Raw genomic sequence first — 17,580 nt, forward strand, 5'->3', positions numbered from 1 at the left:
CGGAAGATCTCTAAAAATGAATGGGTCGTTTTGGTGGGATACTTACACATCCTCTTTGTGATGTGGAATATAGGATATACCAACGGCCAGAGATATCTGACCGTCGGTATTTGATAAAGTCCCTGGTGATGGACGTTTTGAGATCACTATTTTTATGGCTGCCTATAATTTTATCTGTCGTATTTTAAGGAGTGGCGAGCCAGGTGGGCAAAATTAACTTCTGCCCATTTTCCAGACAGCAGCAACGTTGCGCGCCGTGATACGAATATTATCACTCGCCTCTTCCAGTGCTTCTGGTAGCGTTTGAATATGGTTGAGAACTGAAAATACCGCATCTAACCCATGTTGATGTACCACCTCATAGTCCGGTGCCATGCTGCCAGCGATAGCAATGACAGGAATATCAAAACGCTTCGCGACTCGCGCCACTCCGACCGGCGTTTTACCGTAAATGGTTTGGCTATCGATGCGCCCTTCTCCGGTAATGACTAAATCAGCCTCTTGCACGGCAGCCGCTAATTTTAGCGCTTCGGTGACTATCTCAATCCCCGGTTGTAACCGTGCATTCAGTAAACCGAACAGCGCCGCGCCCATACCGCCAGCAGCACCGGCACCGGCCACGTTAATGACGGATTTCCCAGTAACTTGCTCGATTTTCTCACCATAATGCTGCAACGCCGCGTCCAATTGTTGCACGCGTTCTGGCGTAGCCCCTTTCTGTGGACCGAACACTGCCGATGCGCCTTTCGCACCACACAATGGGTTATCTACATCGCAGGCGACCAAAATATCGGTTTGTGCCAGACGATCATCTAACTGGCTGAGATCAATATCGACCAATTGTGCTAATGCCGCCCCGCCAACCGTGAGCGCTTTACCTTGTTGATCACTAAGCTGTACGCCCAATGCTTGCATCATGCCTGCGCCGCCGTCATTGGTGGCACTGCCTCCGATGCCGAGAATAATTTTGCGCGCCCCGTGATTCAGTGCCGCCAAAATCAGTTCGCCAGTACCGTAGCTGGTGGTAATCAGTGGATTGCGCTGCTCTGGTGCCACTAAATGCAGGCCAGATGCCGCCGCCATTTCAATCACCGCCGTTTCGCCATCGCCCATCCAACCGTAAAAGGCATTAACCGGAGCACCCAATGGGCCGGTAACCTCTACGTTAACTAACTCTCCGCCAGTGGCTGCAACCATTGATTCAACGGTACCTTCGCCGCCATCGGCCATTGGCAGCTTTATATATTCTGCCTGCGGGAAAATCTCGCTGAACCCTTGCTCAATGGCCTCAGCAACCTGCATGGCGGTGAGGCTTTCTTTAAATGAATCGGGAGCAATAATAATTTTCATGCGTACCTCTTTAACCCGCTAAATTAAACACGCCAAACATCAACGTAGAGACAAAGGCAATCATCAAACCCACGGCGGTCTCATAGGGCAGCAGTTTTAGGCGTTCATGTACCTGCATGTTGACGCTACCACCGGTGGCATGGAAGAAGCTACCGTGCGGCATGTGATCGAGCACCGTGGCACCTGCGTGGACCATCGCGGCTCCGGCCAGCGCTGAGATGCCCATTCCGATAAGCGTTGAGCTAAATACCGCAGAAGCGACTGCGGTGCCCGCCGTGGTTGAGGCGGTCGCCATTGACATCAGTGCACCTGAAATTGGGGCCAGCAGATAAGAAGGCATACCCGATGCGCTCAAGCCGCTAATCAAAACATCTTTTAAACCTGAGTTGGCGATAATGCCCGCCAATGTACCGGTACCTAATAACATAATAGCCACAGGTGCCATACGCGACAGGCCAGAAACCATATATTGGTTGGTGTGTCGCCATTGCCCCATGACAACGACACCAATCAAACCACCGACCGGCAAAGCCACCAGGGGGTCAATGGCAATGCCAGCCATAGGGCGTAATGCCAGTAGGAAGATGGCGACCAGAGGAGCCGCCATTGCCGCACCAAAGGCGGGTAGCGCAGTATCATTTTTACTGACCACCAGTTCATGCGCTTCGACTTTGGAACCACGATGTTTTAGGCGCTTTGCCATAAAATAGGCCAACGCCAAGCCAAACAAACCGGGGACAATACCGGCAATCATCAGTGAGGTTAGCGGCACATGAAAACTGTCCGCCGCTGCGATGGTGTTCGGGTTTGGTGACATCACGTTACCCGCTTTGCCGCCGCCGACCATCGCCAGTAAGATGGCCATTTTGGAAATATCCGCACGGTGCGCAATGGCCAGAGCGATTGGGGAAACGGTAATGACCGCGACATCGATAAACACCCCGACCGCGGTCAGCAGCATCGTCGCAACCGCCAGTGCCAGCAGGGCGCGTTTTTCGCCGACTTTTCGCACAATGGTTTCGGCGATGGTATTTGCCGCACCAGACTCAATCAGCACGCCTGCCAAAATACCCGCAGCAAGAATACGTAGTACAGCGTTAGTGATGCCTTGAGCACCCGTAATCATGAGGTTAATGGTTTGAATTAGATCGGCACCGCCGACTAACCCGCCCGCTAACGCTCCCGCGATCATGCCGTAAGCAGGCGGCACTTTGCGTAAAATTAGGACAATGGACACGATCAGTGCCACTAATGCGCCCAGAGCAGAAACTGTGGTCATATATGACTCCCGCTTTCATTATTCTATTTTGGCCGCTTGGGAAGATCTGCGCGGCAGTAGGGTACGTAGCGATCAAGAACAACATCGCCATTATGGTGGGCGGGAGAAAAATAGCTTGAGTGAAACCGCCAGAAAATTGACGGTAAAAAGGGCATTTTTTTGGAGGATGCTACAAATTAGCTCTCTATTTGCATGCCAATATAGAGTTGAGTAATTGAGTTTAATTCATTGATTTTTAAGGCTGTTATGGCTTCTATCTTCTGTAGTCGATAGCGCAGGGTATTGACATGGATATGCAGTTGTTTTGACGTTTGAGACAGATCACAATTCTGTACAAAATAACAACGCAGAGTGTGACACAGAACGTCTTTGGTATCCGCATGACGCAGTGTTTGCCAGGCAGAACTCAGTTCGTCAGCCTGCCAGCTCCCGGCAAAATCATTCAGAAGAACGGTCAAGAAATGGTCTTGGTAGAACATGACTGGTTGAGTGAGTTTTTGTCGTAATGCCGTTTCTTGCATCGCTTGAGCGCTAAGATAGGAGCGTCGCAGCCCATTTAGGCCATCAAAAATGCCACCAACATAAATATTGAGATTAAAACGCGGCTGTAGCAGCGCATACAATTTACGCAAAGCTTTTCTGGCCGTCACTTCACGATCGTCACTGTGTGCAAGGTTCAGCGGCAATAACACCACAACCCGCTCAAACCCATGTAAAGTTACCAATATTTCACGGCTGTGGTTGCTTAATATTTCGACTAAATCTCGCTGGTGGGTGTGCTCTTGTTCACGCAGACTGACGATCAGCGCAATACGTGGCAGTGTGAGGTCTAATCCTAAATAGGTAGCCATTGATGCCACTGAAGCCGCACTGCCTTGCTGAGAAATGAGTTGAGAGGTTAGCTGTTCGCGATAGCGTTTTTCCCACTGATTTTGCTCTAACATTTCAGTTTGTTCTAAAATTAGCTCCGCAGCCATGCGCACCAGTTCAGCATAGGCCTGCACTTTATCGGGTTCACCCGAAATCCCAATAACGCCCACCATCCGTTGACGAAAAATAATTGGCAGGTTAATCCCAGGCTTAACGCCTTTAAGCCTGCCCGCAACGGCTTCATCGATCATAACCATCCGGTTTTCAGTCAGCGCCAAAACAGCACCTTCGTGGCGCTGATGTAAACGGCGAGGATCGCCAGACGCAATAATGACGCCGTGTTCATTCATGACATTAACTGAGTAATCAATAATGCTCATGGCGCGCTGAACGATTTGGCGAGCGGTGTCTTCCTTGAGATAGCTGGTTGGCATGAATGGTCACAGGCTGAGAGTGAGATAAGGGGATCTAATGTAGCTGAAAATCGTGGTGAGCGCTGAGGTGAAGGTCAGATATTCTATTAAGGTAAAAGCCAGGTTGGCTAATCTTCAACCTGGCTTAGTCCATTTCAGAAACATGCCTCATGCAGGAGTCACTGCCTGTACGGGCCATGGTAACGAAATCATCTCATAGTAACGAACTCTTCTGCTGCGGTAGGGTGGATAGCGACAGTGTTGTCGAAATCTTTCTTGGTCGCGCCCATCTTCACGGCGACCGCGAACCCTTGCAGGATCTCGTCCATTCCGAAACCGATGCCATGAATACCGACAATCTTCTCTTCGGCACCCACGCAGACTAATTTCATCCGGCATGGCTGGCGGTGTTGAGTAACAGCACTGTACATCGCGGTGAACGAGGATGTGTACACTTTCACCTGGTCGTCGCCAAATTTCTCTTTGGCTTGTGGCTCGGTCAGGCCGATAGTACCGATTGGCGGATGACTGAATACTACGGTTGGGATATTGCTGTAATCCAAATGCTCATCTGGCTTGTTATTGAACAAGCGTTCGGACAAACGGCGGCCCGCCGCAACGGCGACCGGGGTCAGTTCAACTGCACCAGTGTTATCACCGACGGCGTAGATGCCTTTGACGTTGGTGTTCTGGAACTTATCAACCTCGATATAGCCTTTGTCATTGGTCTTAACACCGGTGACAGACAGGTTCAGGTTGTCGGTCGCGGGTTCACGGCCAATCGCCCAGATCAGGTGGTCAACAGTGACTTCAGTACCACTTTCCAATTGCAGCGTCAGGCTGCCATCGGCGTTTTTGATAACTGCTTTTGGTACCGATTCGGTATGCAGTTTCGGCCCTTCGGTGTTCATCACTTCCAACAGGGTTTCAACAATTAACGGATCAAAGGTACGCAACGGCGCATGTTTGCGGACAAACAAGTGTGTCTCGGTACCTAATCCGTTGAGTACGCCAGCAATTTCTACCGCGATATAACCTGCGCCCACGACAGCGACACGTTTTGGCATCTCATCTAATTCGAAGAAACCATCGGAGTCGATACCGTATTCAGCACCGGGGATATCGGGGTGGCTTGGGCGGCCACCGGTAGCGATCAGGATATGATCTGCGGTGATCGTCTCACCGTTAACTTCTACGGTGTGGGCATCCACAAAACGGGCGAAGCCCTGGATAACATCGACTTTATTATTGCCTAAACCACGCTCATAAGACTGATGGATACGATCGATGTAAGCAGTACGGTTAGCAATCAGCTTTTTCCAATCGAAGTGGTTCACTGTGGTGTCGAAGCCGTAATCCGGGCCGTACAAATGAATGGCTTCCGCAATTTGCGCCGCATGCCACATCACTTTTTTCGGCACACAACCGACGTTAACACAGGTGCCACCGAGCTGTTTAGCTTCGATCAATGCGCATTTTTTACCGTACATGGCTGCCCGGTTGATCGATGCGATCCCGCCACTGCCACCGCCAATTGCCAGATAATCGTAATGTTTGGTCATCAGGGTCGTTTCCATGAGATACCCAGTCATACTGCTCGTTGCCGCTTTCGCGTAATGCGCATTATTGAGGGTAGAGTCGTTTAAAATTGCCTAACAGTGTAGCGGCTGAGAGCCTTTTGTACATCAATGACTCTGATAGGCATAGCCCCACTATTTACAGGTACTCCCCACTATTCAGGTACTACCCATTTTACCAGAGTATGACCGTGGCCTGATGGGACCAATGCTTTGTGCAGCCACGGCAATAATGAATTCATTTGCTGTTCTAATTTCCACGGCGGATTAATCACAATCATGCCGGATGCGGTCATACCGTGCTGGTCGCTATCTGGGCGTACCGCCAGTTCAATTTGCAGGATACGGCGGATACCCGTGGCTTCCAGATCCCGTAACAGACGTTTAATTTGCTGGCGCAGAACGACCGGATACCATAGCGCATAGGTACCCGTTGCGAATCGTTTATAGCCCTCCTGAATACCTTTCACCACATCCTGATAATCAGTTTTCATTTCATACGGTGGGTCGATCAGCACAAAGCCACGGCGCGATAGCGGCGGTAATTGTGATTTAAGCTGCTGATAACCATCGGCACGCTGTACTTTCGCACGTTCGTCTTTGGCAAACTCATTGCGCAGCAGTGGGTAATCGCTGGAATGCAGTTCGGTCAGATGGATTTTGTCGTCTTCACGTAATAAATGACGTGCGATTAACGGCGAGCCAGGGTAGTAGCGCAGTTTTTCGCCACGGTTAAAATAGTTGATTGCGCTCATGTACGGGGCTAAATCTGCGGGTAAGTCATCGCGTTGCCACAGTTTGCCGATACCGTCGAGGTATTCCCCGGTACGCTCGGCATGCTCGCCACTCAGTTGGTAGCGCCCTGCACCCGCGTGAGTATCCAGATAAAGGAAAGGTTTTTCTTTCTCTTTCATTGCCTCAATAATCAGGCTCTGAACGGTATGTTTAAGGACGTCGGCATGATTGCCAGCATGAAAACTATGGCGGTAACTTAACATTTTATTTTGACCAAGTGATATTCACAGTTAAATCATGGATTTGAATGGAATATGTTTGTACATTGCGGCGATGCTGCTTGCTGTTTCTTCCTGCGGAGGGTGCAAATTGCAGTAACCAGAAACGACAGCCAGCACATTATAGTCACTAGTATAAACTGTCTGGTGGATAAAAAGTGAAATCAAAAGGATTAAGGCCGCCAGCCATTGATTTTCGCGATAATAGACCTCATGTTAATTGTTCATTCGTAATTTATTCTCCGTCGCTGGATGCGTCTGGCGTTTGGTATATAAACGTTATTAAAATTCAAATCATAACCAGGACTGCCCTATGACAAACCCGCTGTTGACTCCGTTCTCCCTGCCACCGTTTTCTGCTATTCGGCCTGAAGATATCGTGCCTGCGGTGAAATCCGCGCTGGATGAATGCCGTCAAGCGGTAGAGCGTGTGGTTGCCCAACCAGGGCCGTTCACTTGGGATAATCTGTGCCAGCCACTGGCCGAATCCGATGACCGCTTATCGCGCATCTGGTCACCCGTAGGCCACTTGAACTCAGTAAAAAATAGCCCTGAGCTGCGTACCGCTTATGAACAAAGCTTGCCATTGCTGTCGGAATACGGCACTTGGGTGGGGCAGCATAAAGGTTTGTATCAGGCGTATGTCAGCCTGAAAGAGGGGCCGGGTTTTGCCGCCTTGACCGCACCGCAGCGCAAAGCGGTAGAAAATGCTCTGCGTGACTTCCAGCTATCCGGTATTGGTCTGGCACCTGAACAACAAAAGCGTTACGGCGAAATCGTGGCTCGCTTGTCGGAGCTTGGCTCGACTTACAGCAATAACGTGCTTGATGCCACCATGGGGTGGAGCAAACTGATTACCGATGTTGAGCAACTGAAAGGTTTGCCAGAAAGCGCGCTAGCAGCGGCCAAAGCCATGGCAGAAGCCAAAGAGCAGGACGGCTGGTTGCTGACACTGGATATGCCAAGCTATCTGCCGGTACTGACTTATGCCGATAACGCGGAATTGCGCGAAGAGATGTACCGTGCATTTGCCACCCGTGCTTCTGATCAGGGGCCAAACGCGGGGAAATGGGATAACAGCGAGATCATGGCGGAAATTCTGACACTGCGTCATGAATTAGCGCAGTTGCTCGGTTTTAACAGTTATGCCGATAAATCGCTGGCCACCAAAATGGCAGAAAACCCACAGCAGGTATTGGGCTTCCTGAACGATCTGGCGAAGCGCGCCCGCCCGCAAGCAGAAGAAGAGCTGGCTCAGTTACGTGCTTTTGCTAAAGAGCATTATGGTGTCAGTGAACTCCAGGCTTGGGATATCACCTATTATTCCGAGAAACAGAAACAGCATCTGTTTGCTATCAGTGATGAACAACTTCGTCCTTATTTCCCGGAACAGCGGGTGGTGGAAGGTTTATTCGAAGTGGTGAAACGCATTTATGGCATTACAGCCAAAGAGCGCCATGATGTCGATACCTGGCATCCGGATGTCCGCTTCTTCGATTTGTTTGATGCCGATGGTGAACTGCGCGGTAGCTTCTACCTTGATTTGTATGCGCGCGAAAACAAGCGTGGCGGAGCCTGGATGGATGACTGCGTAGGTAGCCTGCGTTTGGCTAATGGCCAACTGCAAAAACCAGTCGCTTATCTGACTTGCAATTTTAACGGGCCCGTTGGCGGCAAACCGGCGCTGTTTACTCACAATGAAGTGACCACCTTGTTCCATGAGTTCGGCCATGGTTTACATCATATGCTGACCAAAATTGATACCGCAGGCGTTTCTGGTATCAATGGCGTGCCTTGGGATGCAGTCGAGCTGCCAAGTCAGTTTATGGAAAACTGGTGCTGGGAGCCGGAGGCGCTGGCCTTTATTTCTGGTCATTACCAAACTCATGAGCCTTTGCCGCAAGAGATGCTGGATAAACTACTGGCGGCGAAAAACTATCAGGCGGCGTTGTTTATTCTGCGCCAACTGGAGTTTGGTCTGTTCGATTTCCGGATGCATTATGAGTTCGACCCGCTGACCGGTGCGCAGATCCTGCCTATTTTGTATGAAGTGAAAAAACAGGTTGCTGTGGTGCCATCACCGGAATGGGGCCGCTTCCCTCATGCCTTCAGCCATATTTTTGCTGGCGGTTATGCGGCCGGTTATTACAGCTATTTATGGGCTGAAGTGCTCTCGGCGGATGCGTTCTCACGCTTTGAGGAAGAAGGGATTTTTAATGCCGCTACCGGTCAGTCCTTCCTCGACAACATTCTGTCTCAAGGGGGCTCAGAGGAGCCAATGACACTGTTCAAACGCTTCCGTGGCCGTGAACCGCAGTTAGATGCCATGTTGCGTCATTACGGTATTAAGGGCTAATACGTGTCACACGTCAGTATTTGTTTATTATCTGAAGCAGGCGCCGATCCCGGCGCCTTATCTATTCTGGCTGATCGCTGGGGGCTAGTCTCTGACGATCAGGCGGTGATGGCGTTGGTGCTGACCGCTGAACGGCTTGAACTGCGTAAGCGGGATGAGCCGAAACTTGGCGGCATCTATGTGGATTTCGTCTCTGGCACGCAGGCGCATCGGCGTAAATTTGGTGGTGGCCGTGGCGAAGCCGTCGCGAAAGCCGTGGGCATCAAAAAAGGCTATCTCCCACGGGTGGTGGATGCCACCGCAGGCCTTGGGCGCGATGCCTTTGTTCTGGCGGCGTTAGGCTGCCAGGTGCAGATGCTGGAACGTAACCCGGTGGTCGCTGCGTTACTGGATGATGGTTTGCGCCGGGGTTATCTGGATGCTGAAATCGGTCCGTGGCTACGTGAACGTCTGACGTTGCTACATGCCTCCAGTCTGACCGCGTTGGTGGCGATTGAACCGCGCCCAGAGGTGGTTTATCTCGATCCGATGTACCCGCACCGGCAAAAAAGTGCGTTGGTTAAAAAAGAGATGCGGGTATTTCAATCATTGGTGGGGGCCGATAATGATGCTGATGGTTTGTTAGCCCCCGCCCGTGCGTTGGCCACCAAGCGAGTGGTGGTGAAACGCCCGGATTATGCTGAGCCATTGGCTGGCGTGGCCGCTCAGGCGGCGGTTGTGACCAAGAGCCACCGTTTTGACATATACCCTTCATCGGTGACGCCGCCGCGTTAGCGGCATTTTCTCACCCGAATCGCTGAAATTTTAATGAGTGATTCGGGTAAGTAGATATAAATATTTATGCCGTCAGTGACGTACTTAAAATAAAGTCATTGGCGGTGAAATGGTGCCTGCCGGTAAATTTAATCATCATATCGCACTCGCTGACTTGAGCGTCAAAATCGATCATAAGATAAGTTATGTCCGCCACTTCATTATATTGCTGCCCCATCTCTGTTTGACCGTTAAAACTTAATCTATCGACAAAAATAACACGGTCGGTTGAGGGCATTAATTGCGACAAATCTATCTTGTCACGGCCTGATTTAAAATCATGAATAGTATCGGGCGAGGTGGTCATTGAATCTCTGGCACTGGCATAGCGGAAAGTATTATTGCCCCCGTTCCCCCAAAGTTGATCAGATCCGCCGTTACCGGTCAAAATATTATTGGTGTGATTGCCGATAATATCATCATGGCCACTGCCGCCGATGGCATTTTCAATCGTAACATCCGCTGCAATAGACACATTTCCTTTTAGTCCACCAACATCAGAAAAACAGAGTTCGTTAAGATTAATCATTTGATTTTGCTTATAGCCAGAGAAGTCAAAAGTATCATTGCCACCAGCATCCCAAACACAGAAAATCAACGCATCACTGGCGCGGGTGGCGGTGAAATGATCTCTATAACTCGTCGAGTTGAAGCCATAAACGGTATCACCGGTGCGGGTGTGTAGATTAGCCCCATACAGATACTGGATTGCGGCGATATCGTACATTTGTGGCGTGGATAAGTAATGTTGGCCATAGTTCGCGCCTGAATCCTGTTCGGATAAATAGCTCATCACACTCATTTGTTGCGTGTAGCCATGGGGGGCATGAGAATGACCCAACCCCAGAGCATGGCCAATCTCATGTGTTAATACCCCGCCACCATAATTTAATCTGCTGGGATGTTGGTTATCGCTGAAGCTGTAATTAATCCATATTGGGCTGAAACTCCCTGGATTAGGATGATAGGCATAACCTGCCACATTGCCTGGGCGCTGAAAATTTAAAAATAGAATATTGGCGGAAGAGTCTGCTGATGCTTCGGTGAAGGAGATGTTGGCTACATCAGCCCAAGATTGCATCGCGATTTTTGCCTGATGGATTTGGGCTGGATTAAATAATGAGATGTAAGCATTTTGTTGGAACGTTCGATCATAATCCCATAATGTATATGCTTGACTAAATGAATATGTCAGGTTTGTATTTTTATTATGAATGGTATTTTCTTTCCATGACTGATGGCTAGATATTTGTGGTGCTATAACACCTTTAACTTCACTCTTATAATGAATACCTCTGCGCATGACATGTTCATTTTTAATTATAGTGTTGCTGTGTTCCCTGGAGTAACTCATAAACATCATCGTCTCTTTTTGAGTGTTAATAAAATATTTTGAACTCTATTAATGTGCGAGGGAGATATTAATGATGATAGAGGTGTTTTAAATAAGCGTAATCTTAAAGTTAGAAACTAATGGCTTGGCACATTATAAGTGTACTTAATGTTTTTTATTTGAAGATGTTTACTATGAATAAATAAAAGAGGGAGGAAGTACCCCATATTTTTCTCGACGTTCATCTTAAAAAATATGGGGACAACGTTTTATTTACAACACGCCTTGGGCCAGCATCGCATCGGCCACTTTGACAAAACCGGCGATATTCGCGCCGTGCACATAGTGGGTTTGCTTGCCTTCACCGCCGTATTCAACACAGGACTGGTGAATATCCAACATGATGTGATGTAAACGGACATCAACTTTCTCTGATTTCCAGCTCATACGGGCTGCATTCTGAGCCATTTCCAGGCCGGATGTGGCAACACCGCCCGCATTGGCCGCTTTACCCGGAGCAAACAAGACGCCTGCTTCAAGGAAGGCATCTGTCGCCTGGATGGTGGTTGGCATGTTCGCGCCTTCAGCAACCGCTTTCACACCATTGGCAATCAACTGAAGTGCTGCTGGTAGGTCTAATTCATTTTGTGTCGCACAAGGTAGGGCGATATCAACAGGGACGCTCCACGGTTGTTGGCCCGCTAAATAGACCAGATTACGTTCGCGGGCATAATCTTCGATCGTGCCATAACGTTTATTCTTAATTTCAGCCAGGTGAGCCAGTTTTTCAGGTGTGAAGCCAACTTCATCAACCACGGTACCGCCTGAATCAGAGGCCGTAACCACTTTAGCTCCCAGTTCCATCGCTTTTTCAATGGTATATTGCGCCACGTTCCCGGCACCTGAAACAGATACTCTTCTACCTTCAAAGCCTAAACCATGGCGTTTTAGCATCGCATCGGTGAAATAAACCAAACCGTAACCGGTTGCTTCTGGACGAATCAAACTGCCACCGAACGACAGCCCTTTACCCGTAAAGACGCAAGCGGTGTTATTGGATAACTTTTTCATCATGCCAGCCATGAAAGCAACTTCACGGCCACCCACGCCAATATCGCCCGCAGGCACATCAGTATCCGGGCCAAGATGGCGATAAAGTTCAGTCATCAATGCCTGACAAAAACGCATAACTTCAGCCTGACTTTTCCCTTTCGGATTAAAATCAGAACCCCCTTTACCACCGCCCATTGGCAGGGTGGTCAGGGCATTTTTGAAGGTTTGTTCAAAACCGAGGAACTTAAGAATTGATAAGTTTACTGAGGGATGGAAACGCATTCCCCCCTTATAAGGGCCAATCGCTGAGCTGAACTGCACGCGCCATGCCCGGTTAACCTGAACATGGCCTTTATCATCAGTCCAGGCAACGCGGAACTGGATAACACGTTCAGGTTCGACTAAGCGCTCTAGCAGGCTTTGTTCACGATAATGTGGGTTCTGTTCCAGAAAGGGCCAAAGCGACGTAAATACTTCACGTACGGCCTGGAGATATTCTGGTTGGTTGGCATCACGCCGTTGTAACGATTCTAGAAATGACTCCAAAGAAACTAAACCATTCATCAATAATTCCTTGTACCCTTAAAGACTCTCCCGACCATTTATATGAACTATTATTATCAAAATAGTGAGGAGACGATGTTGTGTGTTCTCGACTATATCACTGGTTTATATTGATGCGGCAAGGGATTTTGACAAAAAATCATCTGGATTCAGATTGAGGGTGACGAGCAAGATATCTATAACCTCACGCTCGCCAAAGAGGCGAGCGTTTAGCATTACCCAAAAAAGGGAAGATTTAGTCGTCTTCACCATTTTCGTCATCGCGCAATGGCACGATAAGCATATCGACATGCACGGTATTGATCAGTTGGCGCGCTGAAGACATCAATTTGCTCCAGAAATCCTGATGATGGCCACACAGTACCAAGTCAATATCATATTTCTTAATGGCATCAACCAGAACCTGGCCTAGATCACCGCTGCCGCTTAACGTTTGCTCAACGGGGTAGCCTGCACTTTGTGATAGCTCGGTCAATGCATTGTGTGTTTCTTCAGAAATACGCTTTTGCATATCGCCGAGATTAACGTCGATCAGACCGGTATAGAGATCTGAGTAGTTAACATCAACATGGATCAGGGAAACTTTGGCATTGTACGGTTTGGCCATGGAAACCGCCTTTTCCACCAACACCTTGCTTTCTGGAGATAGGTCAACCGCAATCAGAATGTGTTTGTAAGCCATAAGTAAACTCCTACCATAATGTTAATTAATGGGTAAGCAAACACTCAACCTACCGAACGGGCACTAGCCTGACATTTACATCGTATCATTATGACCTCTAACTTGAGTATTTCACGGATCACAACCCACGGTTTTGACAATGATCACTAATGCTACTGTGTGTCGTTTTACACCAATAAGTTACCAAACTCTACCGCTTATTATTTTTGCATCTCATCGGGCCGATTGAATTTAAAGCAGATCATGGTGCTAAGTATAACGCTGATGAATCTTCTTGGTTGAGGGAATTTCATATTTGTGATGCATATGCGAATTACGAAAAACCAGAGTCGAGTGGAGAAAGATTTATTAAGGAAGGCTAATGTTTAAGCCCTGTGAGCAGTGTCAGAAATGCGGTGATGACGATCAATGCCAATGGGACGTTAACATTAATCGATATTGAACAAACAGCAAGATAGGCTTAAATGCGAGATTATCAGGCTATTTTCCATTTCATTTCCTACACTAATAAAGGGAGTCCTATACGTTCGGATAGGGTATTGACCGAATGACGTAGAGATCCATTACAGGAAAGCGAACGATAGGAGCGGTTTCTCGAGCTCTGGGGGGATTTTTATCAGCGAGAGTAAGCGATTGTGCAAAGGTTCGGGAAGTTAACCGGATGTGCAAGATATCGCTGGGAGGATAATAATGATCAGTACTGTCGCGCTTTTTTGGGCTCTGTGTGTGGTATGTGTGGTGAATATGGCGCGTTACTATTCATCTCTGCGTGCTCTGTTAGTGGTATTACGTGGCTGTGATCCGTTGCTGTATCAGTATGTTGATGGTGGAGGATTCTTTACCTCTCACGGCCAGCCGAGTAAACAGATCAGGTTAGTCGGGTATATTTTTGCTCAACGCTATCTTGATCATCATGATCCCGAATTTATCCGCCGCTGTGAGAGATTACGCGGGCAATTTATACTGACCAGTGCGTTATGTGGTTTAGTGGTTGTCAGTCTGGTGGCCCTAATGTTGTGGTACTAGCATGAATTATTGGCAAAAAGAATTAAAAAAGGCGGCCTGATTTAGGCCACCTTTTTATTGCTCATTACTGACGTAGTGCGAAGGCTCACGGCGATAACAATACGTTGAATTAGCTTAACGTTAAATTAACTTAAATGAACTTTAAGGCTATCCAATACAGTGCACCGGAAAGGAAGATAGAGATTGGCAGGGTTAAGACCCAGGCCAACATAATGTTCTTCACCGTTTTACTCTGCACACCACCGCCATCGACCAACATGGTCCCGGCAACAGCAGAAGAGAGCACTTGAGTGGTCGATACTGGCATACCGGTGTAGCTGGCAATGCCGATAGAGACCGCCGCAGTCATCTGGGCTGAAACCCCTTGGGCATAGGTCATGCCTTTTTTGCCTATCTTCTCACCGATAGTGACAGCAACACGTCTCCAACCGATCATCGTCCCCAGAGACAGAGCCAGAGCAACCGCCACGATAATCCAGGTTGGTGCATATTCCACTGTGTCCAACAAATCGGTACGCAGATTGTTGAGGAAACGGCGGTTTTCAGCACTGGTTTCTGGCAGTTTGGCAACGGCTCCTGCTGTTTCTGCGACACACATCAGCAAGCGACGCATTTGGCTGCGTTGATCAACGGTTAGGTCATCATAGCTTTTCAGATCGGTCAGCAGCGCTTGTGCATGGTTAATTGCGACCATGGCGCGTGAAGTATCACAGTGGAATTGCGCAGGTGTACCCGGCAATGCTTCTGGTTCCGGCACCAGTGGTTTCAGCGCGATGGCATGGGGCAATGCCTCAGCATGTTGCTGATAATAGAGTTGCACATGAGTGACTGCATCGCGGGTGCGGGCAATATCATAACCGGTCGCATTCATATTCACGACAAAGCCAGCCGGAGCCACACCGATTAATACCAGCATGATCAAGCCAATCCCTTTCTGACCATCGTTAGCGCCGTGAGAGAAACTCACACCGATAGCGGAGAGGATCAGCGCCGTACGGGTCCAGAATGGCGGTTTACGTTTACCGTCTTTCTTTTCACGTTCAGCAGGCGTCAGGTGAATACGTTGCTGCTTTTTGGTACCACTCCAGTAACGACGTAGCAGGAACACCATCAAACCGGCGATAACCAGACCCACAATCGGGGATAAGATCAACGACAGGAAGATTTGTATCATCTTAGGAACGTTCAGCGCATCAACAACGGATGTACTGGTCATTAATGCATTGGTTAGACCAATACCGATGATAGCACCAATTAGCGTATGAGAACTGGAGGCTGGAATACCAAAATACCAGGTACCCAAATTCCAGATAATCGCGGCCAGTAACATGGAGAAGACCATTGCCAACCCATGCGTGGAACTGACGTTTAACAGCAGATCAGTAGGCAGTAAGTGAACAATGGCGTAGGCCACGCTCAAACCACCCAGCATCACGCCGAGGAAGTTAAACACCCCTGCCATTACAACTGCGATCTGTGAACGCATGGCACGGGTATAGATTACGGTCGCAACCGCATTGGCTGTATCATGAAAACCATTGATGGCTTCGTAAAACAGCACGAACAACAAAGCAAGAACTAACATAAGGCCGGTATGGAAATCCAGGCCAGCGAAAAGATGTAGCATAAGCGTTACGCCAGTTTGTGGACATGAACGCGGCGCATTATCAGTGACAATGGGGGGTTGGTAAAAGGAAAATATGACCTTTTTTTGACATGACATCATATGACTGGGTCTTTTTGTACCACATATGTATGTTATATCAGCGAGTTACTTGGTTTTACCTAATATAACATTTTCTTACTATGGCGCTCTGCCAGCAGGGGACTTACAATCTCCCACCGCTAATTTGTCGTCTGAATATAATGAATAATACGATAAGCAGCCAAAAGTGGGCAATTTTGCAGCAATAATGATTTTATTCAATGAGGCCAGTGTGGAACAGTTTGATGTGGTAGTCATAGGTGCGGGTGCGGCAGGGCTGTTTTGTGCGGCTCAAGCGGGGCAAGCAGGATGCCGAGTACTGTTAGTGGACAACGGTAAGAAAGCAGGGCGCAAGATATTGATGTCCGGTGGTGGCCGTTGCAACTTTACGAATATCTATACGGAACCGGCAGCTTACCTCTCACAAAACCCTCACTTCTGTAAATCTGCATTGGCGCGTTATACTCAGTGGGATTTTATCGACCTGATAAATCGCTACAACATCGCCTGGCATGAAAAAACGCTGGGGCAGCTTTTTTGTGATGATTCCGCTCAGCAGGTCGTCGATCTGTTACTGAAAGAGTGCGAGCTGGGGAATGTCACTGTTCGGCTGCGCAGTAATGTGTTGTCGGTTGAAAAAAGCGACACGGGCTTTGTGCTACACATTAATGATTTAAAAGTGAGCGCTAACTCACTTGTTGTGGCTTCTGGTGGCTTATCGATGCCAGGGCTGGGAGCATCTCCGTTTGGTTATAAGCTGGCAGAGCAGTTTGGTTTGAAGGTGTTACCGACCCGTGCGGCATTGGTTCCTTTCACGTTGCATAAACCCTTGCTGGATCACGTACAAACGCTGTCTGGTGTCTCGGTTCCGGCGGTGGTGGCGGCGGAGAATGGTGTTAGCTTCCGTGAAAGTATTTTATTTACCCACCGTGGGCTTTCTGGCCCGGCTATCCTACAACTCTCAAGCTATTGGCAGGCTGGTGAGTATGTGAGCATTAACTTACTTCCTGATATCGATCTGGCTGCATTTTTGAACACCGAGCGGCAAGCCCACCCAAACCAGACGCTAAAAAACACGTTGGCTCAATTACTGCCCAAGCGATTGGTCGAGTGCCTGCAAACATTGGAGCAACTGCCTGATGTTACCCTGAAGCAGCTTAATGTTCCCCAGCAGGTGGCATTAATTGCGAATCTTCAGCAGTGGCGGGTGCAACCCAACGGGACGGAAGGCTACCGTACCGCAGAAGTCACGTTGGGGGGGGTTGATACCCAAGAGCTCTCTTCCAAGACCATGGAATCCCATAAAGTGCCGGGGTTGTACTTTATTGGCGAAGTCGTTGATGTCACTGGTTGGTTAGGCGGTTATAACTTCCAATGGGCCTGGAGCTCGGCTTGGGCTTGCGCGCAAGGGCTGGCGGCGAAGAACTAAAAACCCCCGACTACATGTCGGTAAATTGACCTCAATAAGGTAAGTGTCATTATGGCGAATCTGTACATCTTCCATCAACATACCCTTACTCTTAATGTTTGAATCTGTTGTTAAAAT

Annotated in this window: 13 protein-coding genes and 1 pseudogene; 5 read left to right on the top strand and 9 right to left on the bottom strand. The window is 48.7% G+C overall.

Annotation, left to right across the window (positions count from 1 at the left end):
• Positions 1-213 precede the first annotated feature (213 nt).
• Together AC971_RS19760 and AC971_RS19765 are read right to left on the bottom strand one after the other, a co-directional pair.
• Entirely contained in the window at positions 214-1,350 is a 1,137-nt protein-coding gene (locus tag AC971_RS19760) for a glycerate kinase (RefSeq protein WP_025381838.1), read from the bottom strand.
• A 10-nt stretch (positions 1,351-1,360) separates the two neighbouring features.
• Positions 1,361-2,629, bottom strand: coding sequence for a GntP family permease (locus AC971_RS19765; protein ID WP_025381837.1), 1,269 nt, complete (start codon positions 2,627-2,629; stop codon positions 1,361-1,363).
• 2 nt (positions 2,630-2,631) lie between these two features.
• On the opposite strand from AC971_RS19765, the pseudogene AC971_RS25360 reads away from it, so the two are divergent.
• A pseudogene (locus AC971_RS25360) lies at positions 2,632-2,843 on the top strand (hypothetical protein).
• On the opposite strand, the gene AC971_RS19770 reads toward AC971_RS25360, so the two are convergent.
• The 3 genes from AC971_RS19770 to AC971_RS19780 all read right to left on the bottom strand — a co-directional run bounded on the left by AC971_RS19770 (position 2,806) and on the right by AC971_RS19780 (position 6,487).
• Positions 2,806-3,933: a PucR family transcriptional regulator gene (locus AC971_RS19770; RefSeq protein ID WP_025381836.1), complete on the bottom strand. Its 1,128-nt coding sequence runs from the start codon at positions 3,931-3,933 to the stop codon at positions 2,806-2,808. The pseudogene AC971_RS25360 and the gene AC971_RS19770 overlap by 38 nt on opposite strands.
• A 188-nt stretch (positions 3,934-4,121) precedes the next feature.
• Positions 4,122-5,474 (bottom strand): glutathione-disulfide reductase, encoded by a 1,353-nt coding sequence (gene gorA / locus AC971_RS19775; RefSeq protein ID WP_025381835.1) that lies wholly within the window; start codon positions 5,472-5,474, stop codon positions 4,122-4,124.
• A 170-nt stretch (positions 5,475-5,644) separates the two neighbouring features.
• Positions 5,645-6,487, bottom strand: coding sequence for a 23S rRNA (adenine(2030)-N(6))-methyltransferase RlmJ (locus AC971_RS19780; protein WP_025381834.1), 843 nt, complete (start codon positions 6,485-6,487; stop codon positions 5,645-5,647).
• A 328-nt stretch (positions 6,488-6,815) separates the two neighbouring features.
• Between AC971_RS19780 and prlC the strand changes: the two genes are divergently transcribed.
• Positions 6,816-8,858 carry an oligopeptidase A gene (gene prlC, locus AC971_RS19785; protein WP_012303363.1) on the top strand — a complete coding sequence of 681 codons (2,043 nt, stop codon included), beginning with the start codon at positions 6,816-6,818 and terminating at the stop codon, positions 8,856-8,858.
• Positions 8,859-8,861: 3 nt separating this feature from the next.
• Positions 8,862-9,632: a 16S rRNA (guanine(1516)-N(2))-methyltransferase RsmJ gene (gene rsmJ, locus AC971_RS19790; protein ID WP_002215483.1), complete on the top strand. Its 771-nt coding sequence runs from the start codon at positions 8,862-8,864 to the stop codon at positions 9,630-9,632.
• 64 nt (positions 9,633-9,696) lie between these two features.
• Here the strand turns inward: rsmJ and AC971_RS19795 are convergent, their stop codons facing one another.
• The 3 genes from AC971_RS19795 to uspA form a co-directional block, all read right to left on the bottom strand.
• Entirely contained in the window at positions 9,697-11,031 is a 1,335-nt protein-coding gene (locus AC971_RS19795) for a M10 family metallopeptidase C-terminal domain-containing protein (RefSeq protein WP_025381833.1), read from the bottom strand.
• A 246-nt stretch (positions 11,032-11,277) separates the two neighbouring features.
• A complete protein-coding gene (gdhA, locus tag AC971_RS19800) occupies positions 11,278-12,621 on the bottom strand; it encodes an NADP-specific glutamate dehydrogenase (protein WP_025381832.1) in 1,344 nt (447 codons plus the stop codon).
• A gap of 235 nt (positions 12,622-12,856) precedes the next feature.
• Positions 12,857-13,303, bottom strand: coding sequence for a universal stress protein UspA (uspA, locus tag AC971_RS19805; protein ID WP_025381831.1), 447 nt, complete (start codon positions 13,301-13,303; stop codon positions 12,857-12,859).
• Between the two features lie 690 nt (positions 13,304-13,993).
• On the opposite strand from uspA, the gene uspB reads away from it, so the two are divergent.
• Positions 13,994-14,329, top strand: coding sequence for a universal stress protein UspB (uspB, locus tag AC971_RS19810; RefSeq protein WP_002209527.1), 336 nt, complete (start codon positions 13,994-13,996; stop codon positions 14,327-14,329).
• Positions 14,330-14,459: 130 nt separating this feature from the next.
• Here uspB and pitA read toward each other — a convergent pair whose 3' ends face one another.
• Positions 14,460-15,956: an inorganic phosphate transporter PitA gene (pitA, locus tag AC971_RS19815; RefSeq protein ID WP_025381830.1), complete on the bottom strand. Its 1,497-nt coding sequence runs from the start codon at positions 15,954-15,956 to the stop codon at positions 14,460-14,462.
• Between the two features lie 310 nt (positions 15,957-16,266).
• Between pitA and AC971_RS19820 the strand changes: the two genes are divergently transcribed.
• Entirely contained in the window at positions 16,267-17,463 is a 1,197-nt protein-coding gene (locus tag AC971_RS19820) for a BaiN/RdsA family NAD(P)/FAD-dependent oxidoreductase (protein WP_025381829.1), read from the top strand.
• The last annotated feature ends 117 nt before the right edge of the window (positions 17,464-17,580 follow it).

This window comes from Yersinia similis (assembly GCF_001053095.1).
Taxonomy (GTDB): domain Bacteria; phylum Pseudomonadota; class Gammaproteobacteria; order Enterobacterales; family Enterobacteriaceae; genus Yersinia; species Yersinia similis.